Source organism: Neisseria sp. DTU_2020_1000833_1_SI_GRL_NUU_006 (assembly GCA_032388755.1).
GTDB lineage: Bacteria > Pseudomonadota > Gammaproteobacteria > Burkholderiales > Neisseriaceae > Neisseria > Neisseria sicca_C.
The window spans coordinates 996,124-1,011,878 of sequence record CP135593.1 but is presented as its reverse complement, the minus strand read 5'-3'; the positions used below and the strand labels follow the sequence as shown (position 1 = coordinate 1,011,878).

Sequence of the window (15,755 nt, the reverse complement as noted above, 5' to 3'; positions counted from 1 at the left end):
TGAAAACCAAGGAAAATGGTTTTCAGACGACCTCTTCAACATTCAATCTAATTGCTGTTCAAAAAGAACCATAAATCAAAGTTCCGACACAAGATAACTTATAGTAGATTAAATTTAAATCAGGACAAGGCGACGAAGCCGCAGACAGTACAGATAGTACGGAACCGATTCACTTGGTGCTTCAGCACCTTAGAGAATCGTTCTCTTTGAGCTGAGGCGAGGCAACGCCGTACCGGTTTAAAGTTAATCCACTATAATTCCACATTCCTGCCCCCCCTATTTTGTTTATCCGCATTCAGTAAAAAAGGTCGTCTGAAATCTTTCAGACGACCTTTTATCAATCAAAATCGGCTCAACGATTATTCAGGCGCTTTTTCTTCGCGCGCAGGAGCTTCGGTCAATGCTTTGATAGACAGACGCACGCGGCCGCGGTCGTCCACTTCCAATGCTTTCACATTCACAACCTGACCGACTTGCAGATAGTCGCTGACGTTGCGTACGCGCTCGTGGGCGATTTGGCTGATGTGTACCAAACCGTCTTTGCCCGGCATCACGCTGACGATGGCGCCGACGTTGTTGTCGAGGATTTTAACCACAGTACCTTCGTACACTTTGCCCACTTCCACTTCGGCAGTGATTTCTTCGATACGTTTTTTCGCAGCGTCGCCGGCTTCTTGAGTGGTTGCAGCAATAGTGATGGTGCCGTCTTCCGCGATATTGATTTCAGTACCGGTTTCAGCAGTAATCGCACGGATGGTTTCACCGCCTTTGCCAATGACTTCACGGATTTTGTCTTGGTTGATTTTCATGGTAAACAGGCGCGGAGCGTGAGCGGACAGCTCTTGCGGACCTGCCACGGCGGCTTTCATCTGTCCCAAGATGTGCAGACGCGCGTCTTTGGCTTGCGCCAAGGCAATCTGCATGATTTCTTTGGTAATACCTTGGATTTTGATGTCCATTTGCAGCGCGGTTACGCCTTCGGTCGTACCGGCAACTTTAAAGTCCATGTCGCCCAAGTGGTCCTCATCACCCAAGATGTCGGTCAATACGGCGAATTTGTTGTTGTCCAAAATCAGACCCATCGCGATACCGGCAACATGTGCTTTCAAAGGTACGCCGGCAGACAGCAGGCTCAAGCAGCCGCCGCAGACGGAAGCCATAGAAGACGAACCGTTGGACTCGGTAATCTCGGAAACAACGCGCATGGTGTAGCTGAATTCTTCAGGAGACGGCAATATGGCAACCAATGCGCGTTTTGCCAAACGACCATGTCCGATTTCGCGGCGTTTCGGTGCACCGACACGACCCACTTCGCCGGTAGAATACGGCGGGAAGTTGTAATGCAGCATGAAGCGGTCGGTGTATTCGCCGGAAAGCGCGTCAATAATTTGCTCGTCGCGAGAAGTACCCAAAGTCGCTACGGCAAGGGCTTGGGTTTCGCCACGGGTAAACAGGGCGGAACCGTGTGTACGCGGCAATACACCGGTTTGGATGTCCAGCGGACGGACGGTGCGGGTATCGCGACCGTCGATACGCGGCTGACCTTCCAAAATTTGGGTGCGGACAACGTCAGCTTCCAAATGTTTGAAAATACCTTTAATTTCGTTGGCAGCCAGAGTATCGGTTTCTTCAGTAATCAACGCATCTTTCACTGCATTCCAAGCCTCGTCCAATTTAGCGGAACGCGCTTGTTTTTGACGGATTTTGAATGCTTCTTTAATTGCTTCACCTGCGATTTCGCGCACTTTGGCAACCAATTCTTCATTAGTTTCAGGCGCTTTCCAATCCCATACTTCAGGGTTTACTTCGTCGGCGAACTCGTTGATGGCATTAATCGCTACCTGCATTTGGTCGTGACCGTAAACGACGGCACCCAGCATCACGTCTTCCGGCAGGATTTTAGCTTCGGATTCCACCATCAAAACGGCTTTGGATGTACCTGCAACCACCAAGTCCAGCTTGGATTTTGCCAATTCGGCTTTGGTCGGGTTCAATACGTACACGCCGTTTACATAACCTACGCGCGCGGCACCAATCGGACCGGCAAACGGTACGCCGCTCAACACCAGCGCAGCGGACGCGCCGAGCATGGCAGGAATGTCGGAATCGATTTCAGGATCAACGGAAACCACCATCGCAACGATTTGGATGTCGTGGTAGAAACCTTCCGGGAACAGCGGGCGGATAGGACGGTCGATCAGACGGCTGGTCAGAATTTCTTTTTCGCTTTGTTTGCCTTCGCGCTTAAAGAAACCGCCGGGGATTTTACCTGCAGCATAAGTACGCTCAAGGTAATCAACAGTCAGAGGGAAGAAGTCTTGACCTTCTTTGACTTCTTTGTTGGTGGTCACAGCAACCAAAACAACTGTGTCGCCCATCGATACTTTAACAGCCGCAGCGGCTTGGCGCGCGATTTCGCCGGTTTCCAAGGTAACGGTGTGATTGCCATATTGGAAGGTTTTAACGTGTTTATCGAACATTTCGTTCCTTTCAGAATGCCGCACGCTAAAACACTAATAATGCACACTAAAAGTGAGAATGTGCATAGTTAGGGTTTCAGGTGTGCGGCGGTTGGTAAAAACTATATTTTCCAGACGACTTCAAACGGTCAATCCAAACGCGCATTATAATAGCAAATGTAAATAAATCCAAGCATTCATGACAGCGAAAGGTCGTCTGAAAAATCTGAATCTTCGTTTTCAGACGACCTTTTGTTTAATCCGCCATTTGTATCAAGCTGTCGGCGAGGCGGTCGGCGGCTTGGCGGTAGCCTTTGCCTGAGAAGTGGACGCCGTCTTTGGCGGCAAGGCCTTGGTTCATCCAGCTTTTCATGCTGCATTCGCCGCCCATCGCGTTCTGCCACGACCAATACATGATTTTTTCATCGCGGGCGACGCGCTGCTGCATTTGTTGGATGCTGCTTAAGGTGGCGGGACGTGTGCCGCAGCTTCCTGAAGTGCTTTTCAGGGATTCGGGCGCGCCGAGAATCAGGATGCCTGCGTCGGGCAGGCTTTGTTTGATTTGGCGGATGTAGCTGCGCCAGCTTTGTTCGGTGGCTGTGATGTCCAAATCGCGGGCGAAGGCTTCGTTGGTGCCGTAGGCGATGATAACGAGGTCGGCGCGGGTTTGGGCAAGGTCATCCTGCCAAGAGGGACGCCATTTGGACCAGTGGGTCAGTTGCGCGCCGTTGATGCCGAGTGCGGAAACGGTTACGCCGCGTCCGGGATTTTCGATATTGATGTAGCCGATGTCCCAAGGCATGGAGCTGCTGAGGGTCAGCGGCAGGCGGCCGTTGCTGCGGATGATTTGCCAGCCGCTGCTTCCGGCGGAAACTTCGCGTCCGTTGAACGACAGGGTTTGCTCGGGCAGGACGGGCTTGGCGAAAACGGAAATCTGCCTTTCGCCACTGCTTCCGTCTTTGGCGCTGATGGTAACGCTGCTGCCGTTGGCTTTGGCGATGATGCCGCCTAAGGGGAAGTCGTCTGAAACGCTGCGGCTGCTGACGGTCTGCCATGAGCCGTCATAGCGGACGGCTGCGCTACGCTGTCCTTTGACGGTAGAGGGGTAAACCCAGCCTATGCCGCCGTCGCCCCATTTTTGCTGGAGGCGCAGGCGCAGTTGTTCGGTGAAAAGGTCGCCGGCGGTGTGTGAATCGCCGATTTGGAGGATGCGGAATTTGCCGTCCGAGCTGCGGTCGAGTTTTTTGAGCTTGGAGAGCCAGGCGGGACGGCTGCTGCCGTAGTTTTCCAGCAGCATATCGGCGGCGGGGGCGGCGGCAGACAGGCACAATGCGGTAAGGGATACGGACAGGGTTTTGATGTTCATGAGTTTCCTGTGTGTGGTTTCAGACGACGTCTTTTGACGCGGCGGAGGGCTATTGTAACGAAAAAGACGGCATTGGATAAACAAAACGCCGTCCTTTTGCTGCCGATACGGGCTTAACGTGCGGATAATTGTTCCGTGCGTTCTTCGCCGTTCATTTCAGGGGTCGTCTGAAAAACGATTTTTTCCATGATTTTATCCGCGAGCAGTTTTTGCCCTTCAGCAGAGAAGTGGATGCCGTCTTTGCTGCGGTAGCGGATGATTTTTCCATTGATGTTGACGGAGTCGGCGTAGGTGTCCGAGCCGTTGCTGAGGAGTTTGTCGGTCGGTATCCACAGGGCTTTTGGACTGATCTCGTCTGCTAAAAGTTTGTCGAGATATCGCATTTGCTTGTTAAGTTTTGCCTGTTTCATATAAGGGATGCCCATCCAAATGACTTGCACATGGTGTTGCTCGGCGGTGGTCAGGATGCGGTTGACGCGGCTGAGGTATTCTTCCGACCATTCGGGCGAGGCGAATTTCAGGTATTTTTTGCCTTTCGGGAAGTCCCACGGGTCGTTGGGACCGAGGAAAACAACCAGAAGGCGGATGTCGGTTTGTTGTTTCAGCGTTTGTTCGATGGTGTTCGGCCAGTCAAAAAATTTGGGATAGGACAATCCGGTACTTTGCTTGCTTAAGTTCACCGACTGGATGCCGTATTGTTTTTTCAGGCTTCTTTCAACAAAAGGTGCAACGCCCTGCATCATCGAGTCGCCGGCAAAAAAGACTTTGTCGCCTTGTCCGAGAACGATATTGGCAGGTGGGGTAATGGGGAGACGATGTGCTTCGGGTTGTCCGCCGTTTTGTGCCGTTTGGGGTTGACGTCCGTCGGCGGGACGGTTTTTTTCGTGCGGTTCGGACGCATTAAGCTGCGCATTTTGTTCAGACGACCCGTCTTCTTCAGCGATTTGAGGTTCCGGTTCGGCAATCACAGGCTGTCCTGCCAAACGTGCTTTGAGGTCGTCTGAAAAGGCGTATGCGTCTTGTTGCAGCTTCGCGCCCGTGCGCCACCATTCGTATTCGGACAAAGGCTCCAACGGAGAAGCCTGATGATAGGTTTGCTGCCAATAGGCATTGATGGAGTCTTGACTGAACCACGCCGCGCCAAAGGCGCAAACCAAAAGGGAGGCAAACAGGGAAATAAAGCGTTTCATATTCTGATTGTCCTTTTAAAAATCGGCGTAAATAAAGCCCGGGATGCCTGACGGCGCCAATACGATAATCAACACCAACACCAGCGTCAGCGGTATAAACCACAGCCACATCGGCATTTTTTCCAATGCCGCCACTGCGCCGTCAAACAGGCGAAGCAAATACGGGTAGAGCAAAATCATCAGGCCAAACGCGGCAAGCAACAGGATATCCGCCTGCTTTGGAGCCTCCCACCCCGATTCGTTGGCGAACAAGGCATCAAATACCATCTGCGTATCGGCGAGGCTGCCGGTGTTGAACACGACGAAAGTGAAGCAGACGAAATGGAAAGTGACGAACCAGGCAAGCGGACGCAAGATTTTCAGACGACGTGAACCGTCCCGCCCGAATATTTTGTCGCCGCAGTTGAGCAAAATCAATGCCACGCCGTGCAGCGCGCCCCACAGCAGGAAATTCCAGCCGTAGCCGTGCCAAACGCCCGACAACACCATTGCCAGCAGCAAGTTGAACTGCGTCAGGACGAAGCCGTGTTTGTTGCCGCCCAAAGGAATATAAATATAGTCGCGTATCCAAGTGGAAAGGCTGATGTGCCAACGGTTCCAGAAGTCGCGGATATTGAATGCGCGCAGCGGAGCGGCAAAGTTTTTCGGCAGGCGGAAACCGAGCAGCATCGCCATCCCAATGACCAAATCCGAATAGCCTGAAAAATCGAAGAAAAGCTGGAAAGTATAGCCGTACACCCCCGACAACACGCCCCAGCCGTCAAATTGGGCGGGATTCTCGAAAACGGGCGATACCCAGCCGTCTCCTAGCGCACCCGCCAGCCACCATTTTTTAGCAATGCCCAGCAAAATCAAGCACACCGCCAGCGCAGGGCGTACCAATGCGCGCGGTTCGGCAGTCCGAATCTGTTCCAAAGCCCCCGCCTGTTCGCCGTCTATGCTTTTAAACGCCGCGGCACGGATAATCGGCCCGGAAGTAATCGTCGGGAAAAAGCTCAAATGCAGCAGCAATTCATGCCACGCAAAGCGGTCGCCCATCGGATGACGGCAGCAGTACACCAAATAAGCCAAAGATTGAAATGTGTAATAAGACAGCCCCAAAGGCATCAAGATATCGACAATCTCGCTCTGCCCCGTGTATTGGCGGATAAACGGGCGGAAAAAGTCGAAATATTTGAAGAAACACAATACTGCCAAAGCAGTCGCTACGCCGAAGCCCAGCCAGAATTTCCGTACGTTTTCGTTTTCAGACGACATCAACAGGCCGAGCAAATGCACGCAGGACGAATAGCAGGCAATTATGGCGGCAAAGATGGGATTCAAGTGATACAGCCAGCCCATTCCCGCCAGCAGAAGCAAAACATTCTGCATCGACGGCATACGGACAAATGCCCAATAAATAGGCAAAAAAGCAATAAAAAATACCGCGAATTCAATCGACAGCAACGGCATAAGTGTTCCTTGAAATTTTTATTATTCAGATGCCCTGAAATATAGGTTTGGCAACTCGAAGCGAACCATATATTGTAAATAAGTGTCTGAATTTATACAACTAACGCTAATCCAAAAAAATAACCGTTCGTCAAAAAGATTGGACAGATTAAGGTCATTTGAACATAGCATTAATTTATTTATGATTATTTTGAATACCAGCCTCTCCGAGAAAGAGCAATATTCGAGCCTCTCTTAAAATATTACACAATAAAAAACAGCCGATACTTTCCCGTATAGGCTGTTCCTGTTTACTGCTTAATCGATATCCACTTTATTGGTGCTTAGGCAGCTCTTTCAAAGTCAGCGGCTTGATGTACCAAATATCGCGGCAGTAGTCGGCGATGGATCGGTCGGATGAGAAGAAGCCCATGTTGGCGATGTTGATCAATGCGGATTTTCGCCATGCAGCAACATCGCGGTAGTGTTCGTCCGCTTTGTATTGCGTGTCGATGTAGCTGCGGAAATCCGCCATCAGTTGATAGAAATCGCCGTAAGGTTGCAGGACGTCGTTGTAGCGGTTCGGTTCTTCGGGGGAGAACGTGCCGCTGCTGATTTGGTTGACGACGCGGCGCAGGTCGTGATCGCGTTCGATGTAGCCCAGCGGGTCGTAGCCGTTGCGGCGGAGTTCTTCCACTTGCTCGACGGTGTTGCCGAAGATAAAGCAGTTGTCCGCGCCGACTTTTTCCAGAATTTCAACGTTCGCGCCGTCCAGCGTACCCATACAGAGCGCGCCGTTGAGGGCAAATTTCATGTTGCTGGTGCCGGATGCCTCCGTGCCTGCCAATGAGATTTGTTCGTGCAAATCGGCGGCGGGGATGATGATTTGGGCGAGGCTGACGCTGTAATTCGGGATATAGACGACTTTAATCAGGTCGCGAATGCGTTCGTCGTTGTTGATGGTTTTCGCTACGTCGTTAATCAGGCGGATGATTTTTTTCGCCATGTAGTAGGCGGATGCGGCTTTACCGGCAAAGATGAAGACGCGCGGCTGCCAGTCGAAATCCGGGTTTTCCAGGATTTTGTTGTAGCGGTCGACGATGTGCATCACGTTCAACGCTTGGCGTTTGTATTCGTGGATGCGTTTGATTTGGATGTCAAACAGCGCGTCCGTGTTGACCTTGATGCCCAATTCGGTTTCGATGTATTTGGCGAGGCGTTCTTTGGCGGCTTTTTTCACTGCGCCGAATTCTGCCTGCACGCTTACATCGTCAACTTTTTCGTTGAGCTTGGTCAGATTGTCCAAATGCAGGCGCCAGTCTTGTTCGCCCAAGTGTTTATCGAGGAAGCGGGTCAACTCGGGGTTGGCGATGTTGATCCAGCGTCGCGGGGTTACGCCGTTGGTTACGTTGGTGAAGCGTTCGGGGAACACTTTGGCAAAGTCGGCGAATATGGAAGTGGTCATCAGGTCGGAGTGGATTTTCGCCACGCCGTTGACTTTGTGCGAACCGATAACCGCCAGCCATGCCATGCGGACACGGCGGCCGTTGTTCTCATCGATGATGGACACGCGGCGGACGAAGTCGTCGTCAAAGTTGCCGATGGCGCGCAGGGCGTTCAGGAAGTAGGCGTTGATTTCAAAGATGATGTCCAAATGGCGCGGCAGCAGGCGGCCCATCAAATCGACCGGCCAAGTTTCCAAGGCTTCGCTCATCAGGGTGTGGTTGGTGTAAGAGAAAATCTTGCAGCACATATTCCATGCTTCGGTCCACGCAATGCCTTCTTCGTCAATCAGGATGCGCATCAGCTCGGGAATCGCCAGTACGGGGTGGGTATCGTTCAGGTGGATGGCGACTTTATCGGCAAGGTTTTTGATGCTGGGGAAACGGCATTTGTGGCGCGCCACGATGTCTTGTACGGATGCGGAAACAAGGAAATATTCCTGTTTCAGGCGCAGTTCGCGGCCGCTGTCGGTGGAGTCGTTCGGATAGAGGACGCGCGAGATGTTTTCATCGCTGTTTTGCGCACGGACGGCGGAAGCGTAATCGCCGCGGTTGAAGTCTGCTAAATCGAAGCGGTTGCCGGCGTGAGCCGTCCACAGGCGCAACGGATTAGCAACGTCGCCGCCGTAGCCGGGAATGATTTCATCGTATGCCATCGCGGAAATTTCTTCGCTCGGATGCCATTCTTTTTTGTCACCCATATTGATGACCTGTCCGCCGAAGCTGACGGCGTATTGTTTGTTCGGACGGCCGATTTGCCATGCCAAATCTTGGTCGAGCCACAAATCGGGTTTTTCGACTTGCTGACCGTCCACGATTTCTTGTTTGAACATACCGTATTGATAGCGGATGCCGTAGCCCATGGCGGGAATGCGCAAAGTAGCGAGCGAGTCGAGGAAACAGGCGGCAAGACGACCCAAACCGCCGTTGCCCAAACCGGGGTCTTGTTCTTGTTCGCAGATGTCGGCGAACTCTTTACCCAGTTGTTTGAACGCCTCTTCAAATTCGGCATACACGCCTTCGTTAATCAAAGCGTTAACGAAGGCGCGTCCCAACAGGAATTCCATGGAAAGGTAGTAAACCATGCGTTTGCCGTTGTCGATGTGGGCGCGGCGGGTTTTAAGGAAGTCTTCCGCAATCAGGTCGCGCGCGGCGAGCATGGCGGCGTTGAGCCATTGGTGTTCGGTCGCCTCTTTCGGATCGACGCCCAAAATGAAAATCAATTTATAGACGATGGACTTGCGGATGGTTTCGGCATCCGGTTTCGGCATGACGTAATCAAAACCTGAAATGGGTTGTTTTTTCTTAGCCATGATAGCCTTTCTCTGTTGGGGATGGGATGATGAAGCGGGGGAATTTGTATCTTTTGGCGGTCTGAGGTCGTCTGAAAAACCAAATGCCTTTATGTTCCGTCAAGCAAAGTCAATCAGGTAAATTTATTACTCATCTTCAGCATTATAACTGAGGCAGTGTAAATAATAGGGTTTCTTTTAAAAACATCTTATTAATGACGTATGTCATATACTCGGCGATGTATGCTTACGCTGCAAAATCCAAATACCCATATGTTCGACTGTCAGTTTGCCGTCTGTATTGTAATTAAACTTCTCGGATGGTACGCAAGAAATCTGCCAACTTCCTTGAGGCAGGTTAAATATTTGTTGACTACGTTTGGCGTTGATCAACAGCAGCCATTCATCATCCAAAACGATCTGCATGGCTTTTGCGCCGCGGTTGTGCCAACAAAGCTCGCTCATCGGTTCGCCTTGAATATTGAGCCAGCGGACGCGCTCTTGTTTCCACCAGACATCATCGCCCAATAATTTGATTTCTTGGCGCAGGCGGATTAAATCGCGCGTATAGCCTTGCAACGCTTCGTCCGCCTGCTGCCAATCCAGCCAAGTAATCGGGTTGTCCTGACAATAACTATTGTTGTTCCCCTGTTGGCTGTTGCCGAACTCGTCGCCCGCCAGCAGCATGGGCGTGCCGTTGGCAAGGAACAGCGAAGCAAGCAAGGCTTTGACGGTGTAGGAGCGGTCTTCCAAAATTGCCGCATCTTCGGTTTCGCCCTCGATGCCGTGGTTGTAGCTGATGTTTTCGTTATGCCCGTCGCGGTTGTCTTCGCCGTTGGCATGGTTGTGTTTTTCGTTGTAGCTGACCAAATCGCGCAGCGTAAAACCATCGTGTGCGGTGATGAAATTGATGCTGGCGGAAGGATGACGGCCGCTGTGGTTGAAAATATCAGACGACCCCGCCAGACGTTCGGCAAACGCACCTAAATTGCCGCTTTCCCACACCCAAAACGCGCGCATATCGTCGCGGAAACGTCCGTTCCACTCGGCAAAAGGCTGCGGGAAATTGCCCAAGTGATAGCCGCCTTCGCCGATGTCCCACGCCTCGACAATCAGTTTGCAGCGTGCCAACACGGGGTCTTGGTACACCACCTGAAAAAAGCGTCCGTAAGCCTGAAAATCCGGTTCGCGCCCCAATACCGTTCCCAAGTCGAAGCGGAAACCGTCTACATGAAACGCTTCCGCCCAATAGCGCAGGCTGTCCGCCGCCCAGCGAGTTACGTCGCGGCGGACGATGTTCAACGTATTGCCGCAACCCGACCAGTTTTCATAGCTGCCGTCGGGCTTCAGCCAATACCACAAAGCATTGTCTATGCCGCGCTGGCAAAGCATCGGACCTTTTTCATCCTGCTCGGCGGTATGGTTGTACACGACATCCAATATCACTTCCAAGCCCGCCTGGTGCAAGGCTTTGACCGCCTGCTTCAACTCTTCCGCCGCGCGCTCGGCATCGGCGGCATAAGACGGCTCGACGGCAAAATGGGAATAAGTGTTGTAGCCCCAATAATTGCTCAAGCCCATTTTTTGCAGGTGGTATTCGTCCAAATGCTGGTGTACCGGCAGCAGCTCGACGGCGGTAACGCCCAAAGTTTTCAAATAATCAATCACGCGCGGATCGGTCAGGGCTTGATACGTTCCCGCGTGTTCCAAATCGGGGAACTGCTTGGTAAACCCTTTCACATGGGCTTCGTACACTATCGTCCTGCCCCACGGATGGTTCGGGCGGCGGTCGTCGCCCCAATCGAAATCATCGTCGCCCACTACCACGCTTTTGGGTGCCACCGCCGCATTGTCCCGCCCGTCTTCCGGACGGAACCACGCCATTTCCTCATCATCCCGATAACTCGGTTTGCCGTCGATTTTTTTAGAATACGGGTCAATCAACAATTTGTTTGGATTGAAACACGGGCCGCCCGGCGCATCAGCGCGTCCGTAAACACGAAAACCATACCGCTGCCCTGCCCCGACCTCCGGCACAAAACCATAAAACACCGACCCGCGCCGCGAAGGCATTTCCAACCGGGTTTCCTTTCCCTTGTCAAAGAGGCACAGCTCGACTTTTTCGGCATGAATGGAAAACAGCGCAAAATTCGCCCCTTCCTCAGTCAGCGACACGCCCATCGGATAAGGCGCACCTTCTTCAATGCGCCATGTTTTGGTTTTCATTTTGTTTGTCCTGATTTGATGGAGACGCTTCGGGCTGCGCTTCCGGATAGATGTTCTTTTTATAGTGGATTAACTTTAAACCAGTACGGCGTTGCCTCGCCTCAGCTCAAAGAGAACGATTCTCTAAGGTGCTGAAGCACCAAGTGAATCGGTTCCGTACTATCTGTACTGTCTGCGGCTTCGTCGCCTTGTCCTGATTTAAATTTAATCCACTATATAGTGGTGATGCTTGAAGGGAAAGAGGTCGTCTGAAAAGCAAAATCCCGTTTTCAGACGACCTCTTTTAGCCATAAACCTTTGTTTTAACTTGAGGCCGTCCGAATTTGAGCGCTATTAATTCGGCAACCTCACCGCCAACTCGGCAGGCCAAGCCGCCTTAGCGTCGGTTTTTACAAAACCATTGCCCGTCAGCCCGCCTTTCAGCAGACGGTTGTATTTCACCGCCGTTTCGCGCGGCACTTGCAATTTCACTTTAAACATCAGTTTCGCGCGTTCATCAACCGTTTCTACCGACTTGGGCGTAAATTGCGCGTCCGTCGCGATAAATTTGATTTTGGCGGGGAACACCGCATCAATGCCGTCCAAACGGATACGCGCCTCATCATTGACTTTCAGACGACTTATGCTGTCGGTCGGCAGAAAAATATTCATCGAAACATCGGCAGGATCAAGCAGGCTGACCACTTTCGAACCCGCCGCGACCACGTTGCCCGCTTCCGCAATGGTGTATTCCACCCTGCCCGCTATTGGCGCTCGGATATTCATATCATCGTTGGCGGATGTTGCCGATTTGACTGCCGCCCTCGCCTGTTCGACACCGGCGCGCGCTTCCGCTTGTGCGGCGGCACTTTGCGCTACCGTCGCCTGCGCTTCGTCCCGCGCCGCTTCAGCCGCTTTGACCGCCGCGACAGCACGCTCATAATCCGCCTGACGCTTGGTAACTTCCGATTGCGACACCAGCTGGTCGGCAAGCAATTTGCGCGCATTGTCCAGCTCCATTTTCGCCACGCGAAGCTGCTGCCTATTCGCGTCCACATTTGCCTGCGCGCGCGCAACCGTCTGTTTCATCTGCGCTTCGGCAGCTTTGGCGCGCCCGACCGCCTCTTCTTGCCGCAATTCCGCTGCCCGCGCTTCTTCCAAACGGCTGTTGCTGGTTTCAGACGACAGTTCCGCCAGAATATCGCCCTCTTTCACGTCCGCGCCCTCTTCCACCAATACCGCCTTCACCCGCCCCGGATACAGGCTGGCGACATCGATGCGGTTCAGCTCCAGCCGCCCGTTGGATTGCGCAATCCATGCCGGCAGGGTTTCTTTTTGGTTTTGAAGGACATACCACACACCGCCCGCAGCCAGCGCGACGGCAAAAGAAGCAATAACAGCTTTTTTCATGTTGCGTTACACCTTAATCGTCAAAACGGGCGCGCCTTAGAGCGGTATTGCGGAAATAGCGCGGCAAACGCCCAATCTATCCTTTGGTGGATGGACGAATCGGTCAGCAAATCCTCATGCCGCCCGTTCATCTCATCGGTCAGTATCCCCAACATACGGTAGCGCGTGTTCATAATCATCGGCGAGATAACCGCGCCATTGAGGAACTCAAACTGATTCAACAATTCCAATTCCGACACACCCTCCCTACCGTTGCACTTCTTGATATGCCGGATCATCCCGTAGGCAAGCATCTTATGCTGCTTTTTCAACGCTTTGGTAATCAAATCCACGCCTTCTTCGCTATCCAGCAGCATCCTGTGTATCCACGCCAAATGCTCACGTATCGTCACCGCCAGCCGCCAGACAATCTGATACAGCCGCTCCGTATCTTCGATATTTTGGGCAAAATCGAACGACACCCGCCCCAAAGCCCGATTGCTGTACTCAATCAACATCGCCTTCACGAATTCGTCTTTGTCAGCAAACATCCTGTTGAACGTTTCCAAATTCGAATTCAAATGCTCCGCGATTGCCTGCTCCGACAGCCGCTTGTAGCCGCATCTGGGATAAAAATGAATGCCTGCAGAAATAAATTGCGCACTGGTCACACCGTTCATTATCTTCACCTCATCTGCCTGTATTGTTGTCATAGGACAAATATCCAAGACTCAAATGAAACAAAAATCTTCTGAAATATCAGGCTGTCTGCGGACGCTGCCGTCAACCGTCAACGCATCATCCCAACCCTGCCCGATACAAATGCCAACCAACTCTTATTTTATAGTGGATTAAATTTAAATCAGGACAAGGCGACGAAGCCGCAGACAGTACAGATAGTACGGCAAGGCGAGGCAACGCCGTACTGGTTTAAAGTTAATCCACTATATAAAGCACGCAAAACGCCCCGACTCAATCATCCGGTCTGTTTTTTTATTTCACTATATAACAAACCGCCCCCGCCTTCAATGCAAGCCATCTTCCAATTATCATTAAAATCCGATAGTTAAATTTGTTTTACAAGGATATGGGTCGTCTGAAAAAACGGTTTCAGACGATTTGAAGGGAAGCATCAACATAAATAAACGCCTTATCAATATCCGAATATTCGAGAGTTGCTATAAAAAATCGTCTGAAAACTGGCTTCCCGTTTTCAGACGACCTTTGCTTACTCTTTGGCAAATTGCTGCGTAAAGCGGACAAATTCTTCTTTTTTCGCTTTTGCCTTGCCTGAATCGATGGCTGCTTCGGCGGCTTTGACACCGTCCGACAACGAAGGCACGACATTGCCGGCATAGAGCGCGGCGGCGGCGTTGAGCAGGACGATGTCGCGTGCCGCGCCATGTTTGCCGCTCAACACTTCATCCATTTTTTCCAAAGACTCTTGCGCGTTGGCGACTTTGATTTCGTCCAAATCGCGGCGGATTTCAATGCCGAAATCTGTGGGGCTGATGTCGTATTCGCGGATTTCTCCGTCTTTCAGCTCGGCAACGCGGGTTTTGCCCGTCAGCGTGATTTCGTCCAAACCGCCTTCGCCGCACACGACCAAAACGTGTTTGGAACCAAGCTGTTTCAATACGCGCGACAGGATGCCGCATAAATCAATGTGGAACACGCCCAAAAGCTGGTTCGGCGCGCCGGCGGGGTTGGTCAGCGGCCCCAAGATATTGAAAATGCTTCTAAACCCGAGCGAACGGCGCACAGGCGCGACGTGGCGCATCGCGCTGTGATGGTTTTGGGCAAACATAAAGCCCAAGCCTGTTTGACGGATGCTTTCGGCGACTTGCTCAGGCGTAATGTTCAACACCGCACCCATCTGCTCCATCACGTCCGCCGCGCCGCTGGACGAGGAAACGGAGCGTCCGCCATGTTTGGCGACTTTCGCGCCTGCCGCCGCCGCGACAAACATTGAAGTCGTGGAAATATTGAAGGTTTTTGCACCGTCCCCGCCCGTGCCGACAATATCGACGAGGTCGTCTGAATTTTTCAGCGGCACTTTGGCGGCAAATTCGCGCATGACGGCGGCGGCGGCGGTGATTTCCGATACGGTTTCGACTTTAATCCGCAATCCGGTCAAGATGGCGGCGATTTGTTCTGGCGGCACCTGCCCGCTCATAATCTGGCGCATCAGGTCGGTCATTTCGTCGTAAAACAATTCGTTGTTGCTGATTAAGCGTTCGATGGCTTGTTGCGGTGTAATCATGGTTCAATCCTTTTTACGGGTATTTTTACGTCAAACGTCGTCTGAAAGTTTTCAGACGACGTTTGGTTTAAGCGGCGGACGCTTGGAAGTTTTTAAATTCTTCCAAAAAGTTTTTCAACATATCGTGTCCGTGTTCGGTCAACAGGGCTTCGGGGTGGAACTGCACGCCTTCAATGGCGTATTCCTTGTGTCGCACGCCCATGATTTCCTGATCTTCCGTCCATGCGGTTACTTCCAAGCAATCGGGCAGCGTATCGCGGGCGATGACAAGGCTGTGATAACGCGTGCAGGTAACGGGATTGGGCAAATCTTTGAACATGCCTTTGTTCAAATGGAACACGGGCGAAACTTTGCCGTGCATCAGCGTTTTTGCCCGCACCACATCCCCGCCGAACGCTTCGCCTATCGTCTGATGCCCGAGGCACACGCCCATAATCGGCAGCTTGCCGGCGAAATGGAGCATGGCAGCGACCGAAATGCCCGCCTCTTTCGGCGAACAAGGACCCGGCCCGATAACGAGATATTGCGGTTTCAAAGCTTCGATTTCTTCAAGCGTAATATCGTCGTTGCGGCGGACGACGACTTCCTGACCGAGTTCGGCGAAATATTGGACGATGTTGTAAGTGAAACTGTCATAGTTATCAATGAACAAAAGCAT

General features: G+C 52.1%; 10 protein-coding genes. All 10 read right to left on the bottom strand.

Translation table 11 applies throughout. The features are described 5' to 3' along the window. Nucleotides 1-359 precede the first annotated feature (359 nt). The gene (gene pnp / locus RSJ68_04915; GenBank protein ID WNU98064.1) at nt 360-2,480 is read right to left on the bottom strand and encodes a polyribonucleotide nucleotidyltransferase; all 2,121 of its coding nucleotides are present in this window, start codon (nt 2,478-2,480) and stop codon (nt 360-362) included. A gap of 235 nt (nt 2,481-2,715) precedes the next feature. After that, entirely contained in the window at nt 2,716-3,825 is a 1,110-nt protein-coding gene (locus tag RSJ68_04910; protein ID WNU98063.1) for an SGNH/GDSL hydrolase family protein, read from the bottom strand. A 113-nt stretch (nt 3,826-3,938) separates the two neighbouring features. Then, nucleotides 3,939-5,015 (bottom strand): DUF459 domain-containing protein, encoded by a 1,077-nt coding sequence (locus RSJ68_04905; GenBank protein ID WNU98062.1) that lies wholly within the window; start codon nt 5,013-5,015, stop codon nt 3,939-3,941. 15 nt (nt 5,016-5,030) lie between these two features. Continuing rightward, nucleotides 5,031-6,467, bottom strand: a complete 1,437-nt coding sequence (locus tag RSJ68_04900; GenBank protein ID WNU98061.1) for an MBOAT family protein — start codon at nt 6,465-6,467, stop codon at nt 5,031-5,033. A 313-nt stretch (nt 6,468-6,780) separates the two neighbouring features. After that, on the bottom strand, nt 6,781-9,261 hold the full coding sequence (locus RSJ68_04895; GenBank protein ID WNU98060.1) for a glycogen/starch/alpha-glucan phosphorylase: 2,481 nt from the start codon (nt 9,259-9,261) through the stop codon (nt 6,781-6,783). A gap of 204 nt (nt 9,262-9,465) precedes the next feature. Continuing rightward, entirely contained in the window at nt 9,466-11,466 is a 2,001-nt protein-coding gene (glgX, locus tag RSJ68_04890; protein ID WNU98059.1) for a glycogen debranching protein GlgX, read from the bottom strand. Between the two features lie 333 nt (nt 11,467-11,799). Continuing rightward, nucleotides 11,800-12,855 carry an HlyD family efflux transporter periplasmic adaptor subunit gene (locus RSJ68_04885; GenBank protein WNU98058.1) on the bottom strand — a complete coding sequence of 352 codons (1,056 nt, stop codon included), beginning with the start codon at nt 12,853-12,855 and terminating at the stop codon, nt 11,800-11,802. A gap of 20 nt (nt 12,856-12,875) precedes the next feature. After that, nucleotides 12,876-13,547: a hypothetical protein gene (locus RSJ68_04880; protein WNU98057.1), complete on the bottom strand. Its 672-nt coding sequence runs from the start codon at nt 13,545-13,547 to the stop codon at nt 12,876-12,878. Nucleotides 13,548-14,062: 515 nt separating this feature from the next. Then, the gene (gene trpD, locus RSJ68_04875; protein WNU98056.1) at nt 14,063-15,097 is read right to left on the bottom strand and encodes an anthranilate phosphoribosyltransferase; all 1,035 of its coding nucleotides are present in this window, start codon (nt 15,095-15,097) and stop codon (nt 14,063-14,065) included. A gap of 67 nt (nt 15,098-15,164) precedes the next feature. Beyond that, nucleotides 15,165-15,755 carry an aminodeoxychorismate/anthranilate synthase component II gene (locus RSJ68_04870; GenBank protein WNU98055.1) on the bottom strand — a complete coding sequence of 197 codons (591 nt, stop codon included), beginning with the start codon at nt 15,753-15,755 and terminating at the stop codon, nt 15,165-15,167.